The following is a 13,972-nucleotide window of genomic DNA, read 5'->3' as shown; positions in this document are numbered from 1 at the left end:
TGGCATGATGAACCGAAGAAACAAAAAGTCAGTGGTCATTGTGGGTCACGTTTTTTGGTTAATATCGGTCGGTTTATCACCTGCTTGTTTTGCTGCTCAAGAAGGGTTAGCAGACAAAGCCATCAATACTATTCCCTTATCACAGCTTGTCACTGAATTTAGTCGTGACGCCGGGAAGACCATTGCATTTGACCCCACCTTACTTAAGGGGTTAACCATAACGCCTACACAATGGCGCACGACTAACGCCAGTGATTTATCTTCACTACTGGAACCGTTTTCACTTTGTTTAGCGCCTGTCCAAAATGGCTGGGTTATTCACTGGTGCGACACACAACAAAACGAAAACACTAGCAAAACAACCCAAACAGAAAGCAATGCTATTACGCGTACTCACCCTACTGTTGAAATAGAAGTCACAGGATTTCGGCAATCTCTTATTCGTGCCAGAGAGATAAAGCGCCTTGCCATGGTCACACAAGAATCGATTTTGTCAGAAGACATTACTGATTTCCCCGATTTGAATTTGGCTGATTCATTACAACGTATACCGGGCATTACTATCACCCGTGAAGGAGGCGAAGGGCGACAGATTTCACTTCGGGGACTAGGTCCTGACTTTACCCGTGTAAAGGTAAATGGTATGGAAGCGATGGCGATGACATCCTCGGCGATGGACGCCAGAGGAAGTGTGAGTCGTACCCGAGCCTTTGACTTCACTCTATTTGCATCAGAAATTTTTAATCGTATTGATGTAAGTAAGTCGTATTCGGTGGAACAAGATGAAGGCGGTATTGGTGGCACAGTTATGTTGTATACGCCAAAACCCTTCGATTTTACGGATGACATAAATAGCTTTACCGTGAAACAAAGTTACAACGAAAACAGTAAACAGCTCGACCCAAGTATTATTGGGTTGTTCAGCCGACGAAATGATAAATTCGGAGGTCTTGTTTCCGCCGTATACAGTCAGCGACACACTACTGAGTTTGGTACTAATACTACGCGGTGGCGACAGGAGAAAAAGCATTACAGCGGAGACGAAGATAGTGTGTTGCAGCATGAATTAGCACAAGGCGTATTCTGGTTTCCCAGAGGCCATCGATATTCTCTTTGGAATAATAATCAACGTCGATTAGGGGTAACAGCCTCACTGCAATACGCGCCAAACGATAAGTGGCAAATTGCGTTTAATGGTATTGCCAGCCGTTTACAAAATAGCCTTGATGAGCATCATATTGCAGTGAAAGACAATGACAATGTTACGCTACTCGCATGGGAACAAAATAAAAATGACAAGGAAATATTGTTTGCGAAATATACCGATGCAACATGGCGTATCGAAACTCGGGAAGATGAAAATACGTCAACGTTTTATCAAATTGGTATGGAAAGTCAGTGGCAGCCCACTTCTGCACTAAGCTTTAACGTTAGCCTCGGCAGCAGTGCCAGTGATTACTCGCAGCCTAAAGTAAATAAAGTCAACATTCGTAAAACTGGGGTGGATATCGTTACGGACTTTCGTGAAGACCGTTTTTACGGCCAGAGCTATTCAACTAATATGGATACGGCATCCCTAACTGGACTAACCGTAAAAGATCTCTATTTTCAAGAAAACGAAATACGTAATTCGTATAACAATGTAAAGGGATCACTTCGCTATTTATTTAGTAACGGTGATGCCCTGTCGGCGGGGGCACATTATAAATCCTTTGAGAACACAGGGATGGATGGCGCTAGAAGTGTTTACCCGGCTCTTGATGATAATACGCTGACTAAAGCGCACTTATCTCTGTTCAGTCAGCACCCAGATAAAACATGGATGCAGGGCAACCTTAATGCTATTCAAACACATTTTGACTTGGGTAACGTACAACTTACCGCCGAGGATACAGTAGATAGTTCCAACTTTAAGGTAAAAGAAAACACTCTCGCGCTCTACGCGATATACGATAGCGTAGGACATTGGCTGGGTAAGCCACTTTATACGCAAGGGGGAATTCGGTATTTCAATACGCGGTTTACATCTTCAGGTATTCAAAAGGGATTGCCGTCCGCCGTCACCAAAACTTATGACGATGTGCTTTTTAGCGTAAATACCGTACTTGAACTCAACGACAATTGGTTGTGGCGTGCCAGCGTTGATGAGAATATCACGCGCCCGTCTATTCAAGATTTGGCTATTACCGCCGAGGTGTCGCAAGCATCCCGGAATGAAGGCGACATTGGGCAAGTATTTTTAGGAAATCCTTATTTAAAGCCTCTAAAGTCATTGAATGTAGAAACCGGTGTTGAGTGGTATTTCGAAGATGGCGGCATTATGGCTCTCTCTAGCTTCTTCAAGCAGATAGATAATTTCGTAGTGGAAGATGTTGAAGCTATACCGTATAGAGAATTGGGACTCCCCGCTAGCTTGCTTCAAGATGGGGATAGTGTCGATGATGTTTTTTATGTTAGTACACCCAAGAATACCGATACAACCACATTTAAAGGTTTTGAAATGACTTATTCTCGTGATTTAGCATTTCTTCCTTCTCCTTTTGATCTTCTTGGGATTAGTACCAACTTCACTTATGCCGAGGGTCAAACCCTTTACCGAGACGTACAAGGTACGGGAGAAAATCAGGTTAAGACGTTCGCGGGGCTGTCTAGACGTAGTTATAATTTTACATTGTATTATGAACAGTCGCATTGGTCGGCTCGTGTATCTGCTGTCTACCGTAGCCCTTATATATTGTCTGTCCAGCCAGGAAATACTGACCAAGACGAATCGGGCTATCATGCAACTACTTACATTGATGCATCGGCTAGCATGCAACTTAGTCAATCATTAAGAATGACTATAGAAGGTCTAAATTTAACTGATGTTAGAGAGGAACTGTACAGCGATTCAAACGACCGAGCTTATAATACTACATTGAGCGGGCGTACATTTTTGATAGGTTTCTCATTAGAGATTTAATCACGAAACAAAGCACATAAAACCGTAAGTACTGATTAAAGTGCACTGCTATTTCTTTTGATTATTCAACATAACAACGCTCACTACTTAGAGGCATACAGGTGGTTGTGTAGACATTAGTCGTTCAACTAGAGTGGCCATGCTAATAGTTGTCATGAAACCCCAGCTTATGCAAAGAATTTGCAAGTAAAATGAAAGTTTAATAAAAACAATTAATTAAAGCGTAGGGTTGCATTGAAAATCCGCGTGTCCCTGCGGCTGCGCCACGCGTTACAATCCCGGGTCGAGGCACCATTTTTCAGAGAGCCCTGCATGAAAATACGGGGCTTTTTTGATTCCAAACCACTTTCCTCTATTTTGAAATTTGTGCTCGCGAAAACTCATATGGCGGCTTTTGCGATGAGCATCGTATAATACGAGCAATATGCGGTACTGATTAAGAGAACAGAGCATGAATCGTCGTAAGAAAATTTTCACTAAACTTAAGAAAAAAGATAAGAAAGCTAAGGCTAAACTTCATAAAAGTAACAAGCCAGCTTATATCTCTAAAGCGGAACGGGCAAAGCTTGCAGAACAAGAGCACGATGAATTGTCTGTGACCGAAAAAGTACTAAACTAGTCGACAGATAAAATAGCGGGCAAACTGGGTGATGAAGTTACCTAGCTAAAACAAAGGGATTTTTTATGCCCAGCTGAGTTGAACAATCTCGAATACGCATGTCATAGCGAAGCGCCATCATCATCACCACTGTTCCAGCAAAGTTTGCTGCATGTGCATATCTCTTGGTGCTTTCTCATCAAGACTATCTTTAACACTTCTTAGCAAGTTAGACACAAATAGCGACTAAAACGCTTTTTTTATAAAAAACTTATGCATGTTCTTGCCTACTTTTCAAATTGGGTACTACGCTTATCTCATGTGTGCAAAGCCAGTTAAGCATAACGTTGTTACCCAACTTGGCTAACAACGTTATGTTGCCTTTGCGCTAGGCTTTATGTCTATTGGCGCTCATAGAGTGTGCCCAGCGCTTTGTAATTCGTGAACCAAGTAACGTGCTTAATTATGAAAGAGTACTGTTGAAGTTAAGTCGCAGTGTTTTTTCAAGGAGAGTTTTTTTGTCATCTAATAACTTACCTTCAATGCAGCAAGGGGCTTTAAAGAGCATATATGTACTTTGTGTAGTAGGCATAGCTGTTTCTTGGGCTTTGTTCTTTTTTGTGTCCGCGCTCACAGCGCTTGCGGTACTAACAGGCGTAGTTGTCTTTAGTGCTTTCATTTATAGCAAAAGTGCGGATGAAGTTGACGAGGTCTATCCAAGTAACGACTCCCAAGCGCAAAGCGACCAAGCGGGTAGTGCTGATATCAAAAAAGCGAGCGACGAGCTTGCTCTGTCTTTAAGCACATGTGATAGCAATTTATCATCCATTAAGTCTACCCAAGATGACGCTGTTGAAACCTTATCCAATGCTTTTAGCAGCTTAAAAGCGCTTGTTGCACAGCAAATACAGTGTATCGATGCCTTATTAAGCGTCGATAGTACGCAAACACAATCGTATTCAGAACGCATGCGTACGTTTGCACAAGAAACCGATGGAACCTTAACGCAGTTCATCGATTCAACGGAGCAAATGTCTTCATCAACAAAGCACCTTATGGAACAGGTGCAAACCATTCAACAGGCGATGCCAACGGTTATTGACGCACTTAGCGGCATTGATGATATTGCCGCGCAAACCAACTTGTTGGCTCTAAATGCTGCGATAGAAGCGGCAAGGGCAGGCGAAGCTGGTCGAGGGTTTGCGGTGGTGGCTGATGAAGTGCGCGCATTATCAACGCGATCTACACAATTTAGTGACGTTATAAAAACCCAAGTTGAGAATATCCGTAGTTTGGTAGACAAACTCACTGACACTGCAGAATTTGTAGCCTCGCAAGATATATCTCAGGTTGTTAATGCTAAATCACATATTAGTGATCAACTGGCCGAAATCATTAGAAAAGCAGAAGCAGACCTTGTTACTACTAAACAAATTGAAGATATAGGCTCACAGCTTGATGAGTCTATAAATGCTGCTATCCGAGGTATGCAGTTTGGCGATATCAATGGCCAGCATATCCAATATACCCAAGACATGATTACGTTCATTTTAGAACAGTTGGCAACGTTAGATCCCCACAATATTGAGCGTTTCGTCAGCGAATTAAGCGAGTACCAAAGAGGGCTCGCACAAAAAGGTAAAAATGACCACAACCCAGTGTCTGCCACCTCTATGGACGCTGGAGAAGTTGAATTGTTCTAAGCTAAGAAAGGAACAGGAAGCACTGTCAGTAATGACATATTTTGGAGAAGTGAGCACATGAGCAAACATATTTTAGTTGTCGACGATTCGGTGTCGATTCGTCAAATGGTAGAGATGACACTAAAGGGCGCCGGATATACCGTCACTACAGCCCAAGACGGTCAAGAAGCGCTGGATAAATGTAAGGGGCAGCAATTTAACTTTGTACTCACTGATCAAAACATGCCTCGTATGGATGGCCTTACGCTTATTAAAAACTTGCGTGGGTTAGGGGCCTACAGCAGAACCCCAATTGTCATGCTTACCACAGAAGCGGGCGACGATATGAAAGCTAAAGGCAAAGCTGCTGGGGCCACAGGCTGGATGGTAAAGCCTTTTGATCCAAACAAACTTCTTGATGTGACTAGACGCGTCTTAGGTTAGTCCCTTTTACTAATTCCTTAAGTCTGGAAGGATTCAGAATGAGCATCGATATTGAACAGTTCCATAGCGTATTTTTCGACGAGAGCGACGAGCATCTCGACGATATGGAACAGCTATTGATGAGCTTGGACGTCGAGTCTCCCGATCCTGAAGAACTCAATAGTATTTTTCGCGCTGCTCATTCCATTAAGGGCGGTAGCGGTATTTTCGGCTTTGATGCGTTGATGAACTTAACGCATGTGATGGAAAATTTACTAGACAAAGCCCGTAATAATGAACTTAGCGTCACAGCTGACATTGTTAATGTGCTTTTAGAAACCCTAGACGTTTTAAAAGACACCCTAAATGCCTATCGTGATGAAACTGAAATTCCACAAGAAGGCATTGATGAGCGCATAAAAATACTCAACGCTGTTATTGACGGGCAACCCACTGATGCCGAAACAGATGGTAACAATGGGTCAACTGAAGTAAGCGTGAACGCGCAAATCGAAAGTGAACACGATGACAGCTTTGGCTTCTTTGATGACGAGCCTTCTGAGTCTAGTTCAGCTACTGACGACGGTTTTGGCTTTTTCGATGATGAGCCTATTCAAAATTTATCTAGCGAAAGCAGCGAAGAAAACGATGATGGCTTTGGATTTTTTGATGACGTACCTGATAGCCAAGACCTTCAAGACAGCGGAACTACCCATTCGTCACCACAAGCTGAAGAAGGCTTTGGGTTCTTCGACGATGAAGATACCCAAAGTAATCTCGTCGAATCTAAAACGGAAAAATCACAAGCAGCAACAGCTGAAAGTGGTAACAAAGAGGAAAGCCAAGGCTTCGGCTTTTTCGAAGACGTACCTTCGGCTCGCCACATAAATACTGCAGCAAACACAACTAACGACGGGCAAAGTCAAAGCGCCAGTACTTCAAAAAGTTCAGCAACAGCCTCTAGAGCACCGCAAGCTGAGGCTGGCTCTAAGCCTGCAACTGCTAAAAAGAAAACTAAACCTTCTACGAAAAAAAGCTCTGCTCGAGAGTCGGCTTCAATTCGAGTAGATACCACAAAAATTGACGCCATGGTTAACTTGGTGGGCGAACTGGTAATCACCCAGTCAATGCTTTCCATGATAGGCCAAGATGTTGATGGGCAAATTGGCGAGCGGCTACAGCTTGCTATTGATGAGTTACAGCGCAACACCCGAGAAATTCAAGAGTCGGTCATGTCTATGCGCATGCTTCCGCTAACGGCAACTTTCAATCGCTTCCCCCGTTTAGTGAGAGACCTAGCAGGAAAGTTGGGTAAACAGGTTGAATTGGTACTTCAAGGTGGCAGTACGGAAATAGATAAAAGCCTAATTGAAAAAATAGTCGACCCGCTCACTCACTTAGTGCGCAACAGTATCGACCACGGCATCGAAATGCCAGAAAAGCGCACGGCTGCCGGCAAGCCGGAAAAGGGCACGGTTATCTTAAGTGCCGAGCAAAAGGGCGGCAGTATTATCATCAGTATTATCGACGATGGTGGTGGTCTTCATCGCGATAAAATTCTTGATAAAGCGCGTAGTAACGGGCTTGCCGTATCTGATGATATGCCTGACTCAGAAGTATGGCAGCTTATATTTCAACCTGGATTTTCAACTGCCGAAGCCATTACCGATGTCTCGGGAAGAGGGGTAGGTATGGATGTGGTGCGCCGCAATATCGAGTCTATTGGCGGACGTATCGATATTGAATCGAGCGCTGGTGAAGGCTCAGCTTTCTTCATTCACTTACCGCTTACGCTAGCTATTGTCGATGGCATGTGTGTGTCGGTGGGTAAGCAAATTTTCGTGATCCCACTTTTAAATATTATTGAATCCTTCCAGCCCACAAAGCAACAGCTGAAAACCTTGGGCAACGACACTGTACTTTATATTCGAGACCAATACTGGCCTTTGGTCCCTCTTTACGACTTCATGGAAGTAGAAGGGGCTGCAGTTTCTCCCACTGAAGGCATTGTGGTGTTACTTGAAAGCAGTAAAAAACGATTTGGTGTTTTAGTTGATGCGCTTGTTGGTCAGCAGCAGGTAGTCATTAAAAGTCTAGAGGAGCATTACCGTAAAGTGGCTGGAATAGCGGGGGCAACCATTATGGGTGACGGTAAAGTCGCACTTATTATCGATGCAGACTCCATTGCTACAACCTATACCTCCAGTCAAATAGAGGAGTTACTTTCATGAGTGAAACTGCCTTGCATCAAGCGGTTACCGGCGGACAGGACAAAGAATACTTGAGTTTTGTGCTTGGCGATGAGCATTACGCCTTGGACATCACCACAGTAAAAGAAATTAGAGGATACGAACAAGTCACTAAGATTGCGAATGCGCCTGCTTTTATCAAAGGGGTAATTAATTTGCGTGGTGACATAGTTCCTATCGTGGATTTGCGTATCAAGTTTAGCGTAGGCGAGGCCACATATAACGACTTCACAATAGTGATAATGCTAAACATTCAAGAACGCATTGTTGGCATCGTGGTAGATGGTGTATCCGATGTTATTCGCTTGTCTGAAGAGCAAGTACTTCCGCCACCAGAGTTTGGCGTAGCGTTTGACAGCAGATATTTACACGGCTTAGCCGATGTGGATGAAAACATGGTCATTCTGGTGAACATTGAGAGCTTAATAACCAGCGAAGAGCTGGGTTTAGTTGCACCTGATAGCGTCAACGACGACGCGTAGTTACAAGGTCCTTCACTAAACGGAAACACCTGACATTGGGAAATATTAGTTATGGGCGTATTTAATTTTCTTAACGGCGAAGAATTAAAAATAGCGAAGCACGACGCGCTATTAAAGTCGAATATTTTAAAGGCTAGCGCCTCAAACTTGTTGGTTATCGACAAGTCTGGGGTTATTAATTACTGCACACCGGCATTCCTGCATATGGCAAAAGCCTACCCTAAAGACTTTTCTGTCGGCGGTGGCGAATCCACATTATCAGGAAAGCACATTGACGATATTACTGTCAGTGCAAGCACAGCAGAAAATCCGTCTTATTTACTCACCCATTCTACAGGTGGTAACAAGCAGCTTGTTTCACTTGCTGAACATAGCTTTTGCGTAAGTGCATCTGCGATAACGGCTGACGATAGCGGGACTGAGCTTTTTGTCACAGAATGGCAGGACAACACAGAAAATAAACGCAACAAAGGCATGGTCGATGCCATTATGCGAAGCCAAGCTGTGATCTCCTTTACTACAGATGGGGAAATATTATCGGCTAACGACAATTTTCTATCCGCCATGGGTTATAGCGAGGCTGAAGTAGTAGGAAAGCACCATCGTATTTTTGTAGACAGTGACTACGCACAAAGCGATGAGTACAAAGCGTTTTGGACAAAGCTAAAAAGCGGAGACGTACACAGCGGTGAGTTTTGCAGAATCAATAAGCAAGGCGACGAGGTATGGATCCAAGCGACCTATAACCCGGTGTTTGACGACAACGGCGAGGTGGATTACATCATTAAATTTGCTTCTGACATTACTGCACAAAAACAGAAAAATGCAGATTTTGAAGGGCAAATTACCGCCATTAACAAATCTCAAGCCGTAATCGAGTTCGATCTTGAGGGAAATATTTTAAGCGCCAATGAAAATTTTCTTGCCGCAATGGGCTATAGCCTGTCTGAAATTAAAGGGCAGCATCACAGTATGTTTGTCGACCCAAGGTATAAGCTAAGTGCAGAATACGCCGCGTTTTGGCAAAGCTTAAAAGCGGGAGAGCACAGCGAGGGGGAGTATAAACGGATAGCAAAAGGCGGCAAGGAGATATGGATCCGCGCGTCTTACAACCCCATTTTTGACAGTACAGGCAAGCCATTTAAAGTAGTTAAATTTGCCACCGACGTAACCCAAGATAAGCTAAGAAACGCATATTTCGAAGGGCAAATTAACGCTATTAGTAAATCTCAGGCGGTCATCGAGTTTGATGTAGATGGCAATATCATTACCGCTAATGACAACTTCCTCAACACTATGGGCTACCGCCTAGACGAAATTAAAGGTAAGCATCATCAGTTATTTGTAGATGAAGAAAACAGACAAACAGAATCGTACCAGCGTTTTTGGTCTGAACTTAAAGAAGGCAAATTCTTCTCTGGTGAATTTAAGCGAGTAAGCAAGTCAGGGAGTAGCGTATGGATTCAAGCTTCTTACAACCCAATAGAAGACATGAACGGTAACCCGTTTAGGGTAGTAAAGTACGCAACTAATATTACCGAAGATAAACTGAAAAACGCCTATTTTGAAGGCCAGTTGAACGCCATAAGTAAGTCTCAGGCTGTCATTGAATTTGACCTTGAAGGCGTAATCTTAAACGCGAACAGTAACTTTTTAGCAGCGATGGGTTATACCCTTGATGAAGTAAAAGGTAAGCACCACAGTATTTTTGTGGATCCTGCTTTTAAAAATAGCCCCGAATACGCAGCTTTCTGGGAGCAATTGCGTCAAGGGGTTTATGCCAGCGGCGAGTATAAGCGTTTCGACAAATCAGGAAAGCCAGTTTATATCCAAGCCTCTTATAACCCCATCTTAGACCAAAACGGCAAGCCGTTTAGAGTAGTGAAATACGCGACAGATGTTACGGGTAGAACCTTAGCAGTAGAAAGTATCAAATCTATTATGGCGAGCTTAACAGAAGGCGATTTATTGAAAACAATAGATGAGCCACTAGATGGTGATTTCAAAGTACTCGGTGAATCCATCAATCACTTTATTGGCGAACTACGCGACACCATAGTGAAAATTCACACTGCTGTTGAAACCATTGATACTGCCTCAAACGAGATAGCCACGGGTAACGCCGACCTGTCTAGTCGTACCGAGCAGCAGGCTTCTAGCTTAGAAGAAACTGCCTCAGCCATGGAAGAACTAACGGGAACGGTGAAGCTAAATGCAGAGAATGCTGACCAGGCAAAAGGGTTGGCAAGTCAGGCGTCGGATGTGGCGTCTGAGGGCGGCAAAGTTATTGAACAAGTGGTGCATACCATGGGTGAAATTAATGACTCTGCTCAGCGTATTTCCGACATTATCGGCGTAATTGATGGCATTGCCTTCCAAACAAACATACTTGCACTAAACGCAGCCGTTGAAGCGGCGAGAGCGGGCGAACAAGGGCGCGGGTTTGCGGTTGTTGCTTCTGAAGTAAGGACGCTTGCCCAGCGCTCGGCAGAGGCGGCAAAAGACATTAAGGCGCTAATTTCAGCATCGGTGGAAAAGATTGGCGATGGCAATGTATTGGTGAATAAGTCGGGGGAAACCATGGCCAATATCGTCACTGCCATAAAGCGAGTTAACGACATTATGTCTGAAATTGCTGCGGCGTCATCTGAGCAAGCTACCGGCATTCAAGAAGTGAGCAATGCGGTGGTTCAAATGGACGAAATGACCCAGCAAAATGCTGCCTTAGTTGAGCAGGCCGCGGCAGCCGCTGACAGTATGCGGCAGCAGTCGGGTGAACTCGCGCAGCGAGTATCGGTTTTCAAAGTAGGAAATAATCGAAAGCCCGAACAGAGCTCAGAGGTACGATCGTTAAATGGCAGCAGTGGGTTACCTAGAGAACGCGAAGTGCCAAAACAGCGGATAAAAGCGCTGAATCCAGCCGCGCCTGATGCGTCGGATTGGGAGGCATTTTAGTGTATGTCGGCCATACAAAGCACGGACGCGCAAAGGGAGTTCTCGTATAGCCGAAGAGACTTCGAGCGGGTAAAAGGTCTGCTTTTTAAACAAGCAGGTATTAACCTAGCCGACTCTAAAGATGCGATGGTTTATAGCCGTCTTGCGAGGCGGCTGCGCGCGCTCGAAATAAATAGCTTCAAAGAATACTTAGCTTATGTTGGAAGCAATGACGATGAAATGGAGCACTTCATCAATGCGCTTACCACTAACCTGACTGCGTTTTTCAGAGAGCCGCATCACTTTGAGGCGCTAGCAAATTTTCTTCGAAAGCGACCGCAAACTAAACGTATTTGGTGCGCTGCGAGCAGCACGGGTGAAGAGCCTTACAGTATTGCGATGACGGTGGCGTCTGTGTTTGGCACCTTTACGCCAAGCATACAAATACTTGCCACAGACATTGATAGTAAAGTATTGCAGAAGGCCCGCCAAGGCGTTTATGCCCAAAACAGTATTAGTCAGCTTTCTTACGATTATAAAACCCAATTTTTCTACAGGGGGAAAGGTGCCCAAACTGGAAGAGTAAGGGTGGTAGATGAACTGCGAAAAATGGTGCAATTTGAACCGCTCAATTTAATGTCGCCAAGCTGGTGTGTAGATGCGCCGATAGACGTAATTTTTTGTCGCAACGTCATGATTTATTTTGACCGACCTACGCAGCGCAAAATTTTAGCGCGTATGGTGAAGTTAATGTGTAGTGACGGCATGTACGTAGCAGGGCACTCTGAAAATTTCACTATATACCCTGAACTTGTGGCGCCCATGGGGAAAACCGTTTATCGACCAGTTGTTTAAAGGGAACTTGCAGTATGAGTCAGGATGAAAACCCCATACGTTATTTTGATAACCGCCTTCAAAAAGAAGCGGTAAAACTCCTGCCGGGGCAATACTATGCTACTGCCGCAGACAAAGCTTTGGTAACTATCCTTGGTTCGTGTGTTGCAGCGTGCATTTTCGATCAAGAAAAGAAAATTGGCGGTATGAATCACTTCATGTTGCCCGACCTCAACTTCACCACCAATCTCGACGCCTGCTTGGCCACAAAGTATGGCGTGCACGCTATGAATATGCTGATAGACCAACTCGTGCATTTAGGCGCGCGTCGTAACAAACTGGTGGCGAAAGCATTTGGTGGCGGAAAAGTGTTACCAGGGTTTGTGCAACAAGACATTGGGCGAGTAAATGCAGAGTTCGTTTTAGAGTATCTAGATAATGCCAACATCCCGCTCGTTAGCAGCGATTTAATGTCTACTTATGCTCGAAAAATATATTATTTTCCGGCTGACGGAAAAGTGTACATGAAGCGAATTCGCGAGTTTAACAATGCTACGCTTTACGAGCGTGAATCTACGCACCGCGTTCTACTCTCTGAGCAAGCGAAAACCGGCGTTATTTCATTTTCGGAACAATCACATGCCTATAAAAGTTCTCGTCGTTGACGACTCTGCCTTAATACGACAAATTTTGTCAGAAATCGTCGCTAAAGCGCCAGGGTTGTCATTAGTTGGTGCAGCACCCGATGCCTACGTAGCCAAGCGGATGGTACAAGAGTTTAGGCCTGATGTTATTACTTTAGACATTGAAATGCCGAAGGTAGATGGGCTTCGCTTTTTAGAAGTGATGATGAAGGCGATGCCAACCCCAGTGGTAATGATTTCCACGCTCACTGAACGAGGAGCCGATGCAACATTGCGCGCCCTAGAGTTGGGAGCGGTTGATTTCATGGCTAAGCCAAAGTTAGGTGTGGCGCAAGGTATGGCCGAATATGCCGCAGTTATCGTAGAAAAGATAAAAGCAGCTGCCCACTCCAAGTTAGGCCATCCCACCGAAACTCGCTGTACTAAGCACGCTTCCATGCGCTACACCGGCACTGAAAAGCTTATTGGAATAGGTGCATCAACTGGGGGAACCGAAGCGATCAAAGATGTCATCATGCATTTTCCTCGCAATGCTCCAGCAACTATTATTTCCCAACATATGCCACCGGGTTTTACCACCACCTATGCCAAGCGTCTTGATAACCTTTGTGAAATAACGGTACGAGAAGCGCAGGGGGGAGAGCGCTTATTGCCAGGCTTTGCCTATTTAGCCCCAGGCAATAAACACTTAAAGGTAGAGCGAAGTGGCGCTGACTATCGCTTAACTCTTGATGATGGCCCTAAGGTGTCGGGGCACAAGCCTTCTGTTGATGTGATGTTTGATTCACTTGCTGTGCATGCAGGTGCAAACGCAGTGGGTGTATTGCTTACTGGTATGGGACGTGATGGGGCAAAAGGTTTAAAGAACATGCACACTAGAGGCTCTGTCACTTTCTGCCAAGATGAAAAAACCTGTGTTGTATACGGCATGCCTAAAACCGCTGTAGAAATGAAAGCTGCAAGCTTCATAAAACCCTTAGAAGAAATATCAGACGCTATACTTGATACACTCGAAGCATTAGGAGCGGGCAGTCGGCTTTAAGCTTTTTTATCCCTTTTGGCGCTTTCACAAATCCTCCAAGTACTTTCCTTTTTGCAGACTATATGCGTTATTGGGGAACCTTTATCAATGAATGTCGCAATTGTCGCTAAAGTAACAAGTTA

Annotated in this window: 10 protein-coding genes; all 10 read left to right on the top strand. The window is 44.5% G+C overall.

What is annotated here, in order from left to right:
- The first annotated feature begins 4 nt into the window (after positions 1 to 4).
- The 10 genes from ACXACS_RS00230 (at position 5) to ACXACS_RS00185 (ending at position 13,850) form a co-directional block, all read left to right on the top strand.
- Entirely contained in the window at positions 5 to 2,962 is a 2,958-nt protein-coding gene (locus ACXACS_RS00230) for a TonB-dependent receptor (protein WP_474802672.1), read from the top strand.
- A gap of 451 nt (positions 2,963 to 3,413) precedes the next feature.
- Positions 3,414 to 3,581 carry a DUF2986 domain-containing protein gene (locus ACXACS_RS00225; protein WP_474802670.1) on the top strand — a complete coding sequence of 56 codons (168 nt, stop codon included), beginning with the start codon at positions 3,414 to 3,416 and terminating at the stop codon, positions 3,579 to 3,581.
- A gap of 521 nt (positions 3,582 to 4,102) precedes the next feature.
- Positions 4,103 to 5,263, top strand: coding sequence for a methyl-accepting chemotaxis protein (locus ACXACS_RS00220; RefSeq protein WP_474809174.1), 1,161 nt, complete (start codon positions 4,103 to 4,105; stop codon positions 5,261 to 5,263).
- A gap of 57 nt (positions 5,264 to 5,320) precedes the next feature.
- Positions 5,321 to 5,686: a response regulator gene (locus ACXACS_RS00215; RefSeq protein WP_474802668.1), complete on the top strand. Its 366-nt coding sequence runs from the start codon at positions 5,321 to 5,323 to the stop codon at positions 5,684 to 5,686.
- A 38-nt stretch (positions 5,687 to 5,724) separates the two neighbouring features.
- Complete coding sequence (locus ACXACS_RS00210) at positions 5,725 to 7,896, top strand: chemotaxis protein CheW (protein WP_474802666.1); 2,172 nt, start codon at positions 5,725 to 5,727, stop codon at positions 7,894 to 7,896.
- Positions 7,893 to 8,396 (top strand): chemotaxis protein CheW, encoded by a 504-nt coding sequence (locus tag ACXACS_RS00205; RefSeq protein WP_474802664.1) that lies wholly within the window; start codon positions 7,893 to 7,895, stop codon positions 8,394 to 8,396. The genes ACXACS_RS00210 and ACXACS_RS00205 overlap by 4 nt, the downstream gene beginning before the upstream one ends.
- A 474-nt stretch (positions 8,397 to 8,870) precedes the next feature.
- Positions 8,871 to 11,351, top strand: coding sequence for a methyl-accepting chemotaxis protein (locus ACXACS_RS00200; protein ID WP_474809172.1), 2,481 nt, complete (start codon positions 8,871 to 8,873; stop codon positions 11,349 to 11,351).
- Positions 11,352 to 11,354: 3 nt separating this feature from the next.
- A complete protein-coding gene (locus tag ACXACS_RS00195; RefSeq protein ID WP_474802662.1) occupies positions 11,355 to 12,185 on the top strand; it encodes a CheR family methyltransferase in 831 nt (276 codons plus the stop codon).
- A 14-nt stretch (positions 12,186 to 12,199) separates the two neighbouring features.
- Positions 12,200 to 12,829, top strand: coding sequence for a chemoreceptor glutamine deamidase CheD (cheD, locus tag ACXACS_RS00190; RefSeq protein ID WP_179982083.1), 630 nt, complete (start codon positions 12,200 to 12,202; stop codon positions 12,827 to 12,829).
- On the top strand, positions 12,804 to 13,850 hold the full coding sequence (locus tag ACXACS_RS00185) for a protein-glutamate methylesterase/protein-glutamine glutaminase (RefSeq protein ID WP_474802660.1): 1,047 nt from the start codon (positions 12,804 to 12,806) through the stop codon (positions 13,848 to 13,850). The genes cheD and ACXACS_RS00185 overlap by 26 nt, the downstream gene beginning before the upstream one ends.
- The last annotated feature ends 122 nt before the right edge of the window (positions 13,851 to 13,972 follow it).

Source organism: Alteromonas sp. AWM4_230 (genome assembly GCF_056158305.1).
Note: the sequence above shows the minus strand (reverse complement) of the source record. Positions and strands in the feature narration are given on the sequence as shown.

Coding starts and splice junctions, on each gene's coding strand:
- cheD (WP_179982083.1), top strand. CDS start 12,200: ATGAGTCAGGATGAAAACCCCATACGTTATTTTGATAACCGCCTTCAA.
- ACXACS_RS00225 (WP_474802670.1), top strand. CDS start 3,414: ATGAATCGTCGTAAGAAAATTTTCACTAAACTTAAGAAAAAAGATAAG.
- ACXACS_RS00205 (WP_474802664.1), top strand. CDS start 7,893: ATGAGTGAAACTGCCTTGCATCAAGCGGTTACCGGCGGACAGGACAAA.
- ACXACS_RS00195 (WP_474802662.1), top strand. CDS start 11,355: ATGTCGGCCATACAAAGCACGGACGCGCAAAGGGAGTTCTCGTATAGC.
- ACXACS_RS00215 (WP_474802668.1), top strand. CDS start 5,321: ATGAGCAAACATATTTTAGTTGTCGACGATTCGGTGTCGATTCGTCAA.
- ACXACS_RS00210 (WP_474802666.1), top strand. CDS start 5,725: ATGAGCATCGATATTGAACAGTTCCATAGCGTATTTTTCGACGAGAGC.
- ACXACS_RS00185 (WP_474802660.1), top strand. CDS start 12,804: ATGCCTATAAAAGTTCTCGTCGTTGACGACTCTGCCTTAATACGACAA.
- ACXACS_RS00230 (WP_474802672.1), top strand. CDS start 5: ATGATGAACCGAAGAAACAAAAAGTCAGTGGTCATTGTGGGTCACGTT.
- ACXACS_RS00200 (WP_474809172.1), top strand. CDS start 8,871: ATGGTCGATGCCATTATGCGAAGCCAAGCTGTGATCTCCTTTACTACA.
- ACXACS_RS00220 (WP_474809174.1), top strand. CDS start 4,103: ATGCAGCAAGGGGCTTTAAAGAGCATATATGTACTTTGTGTAGTAGGC.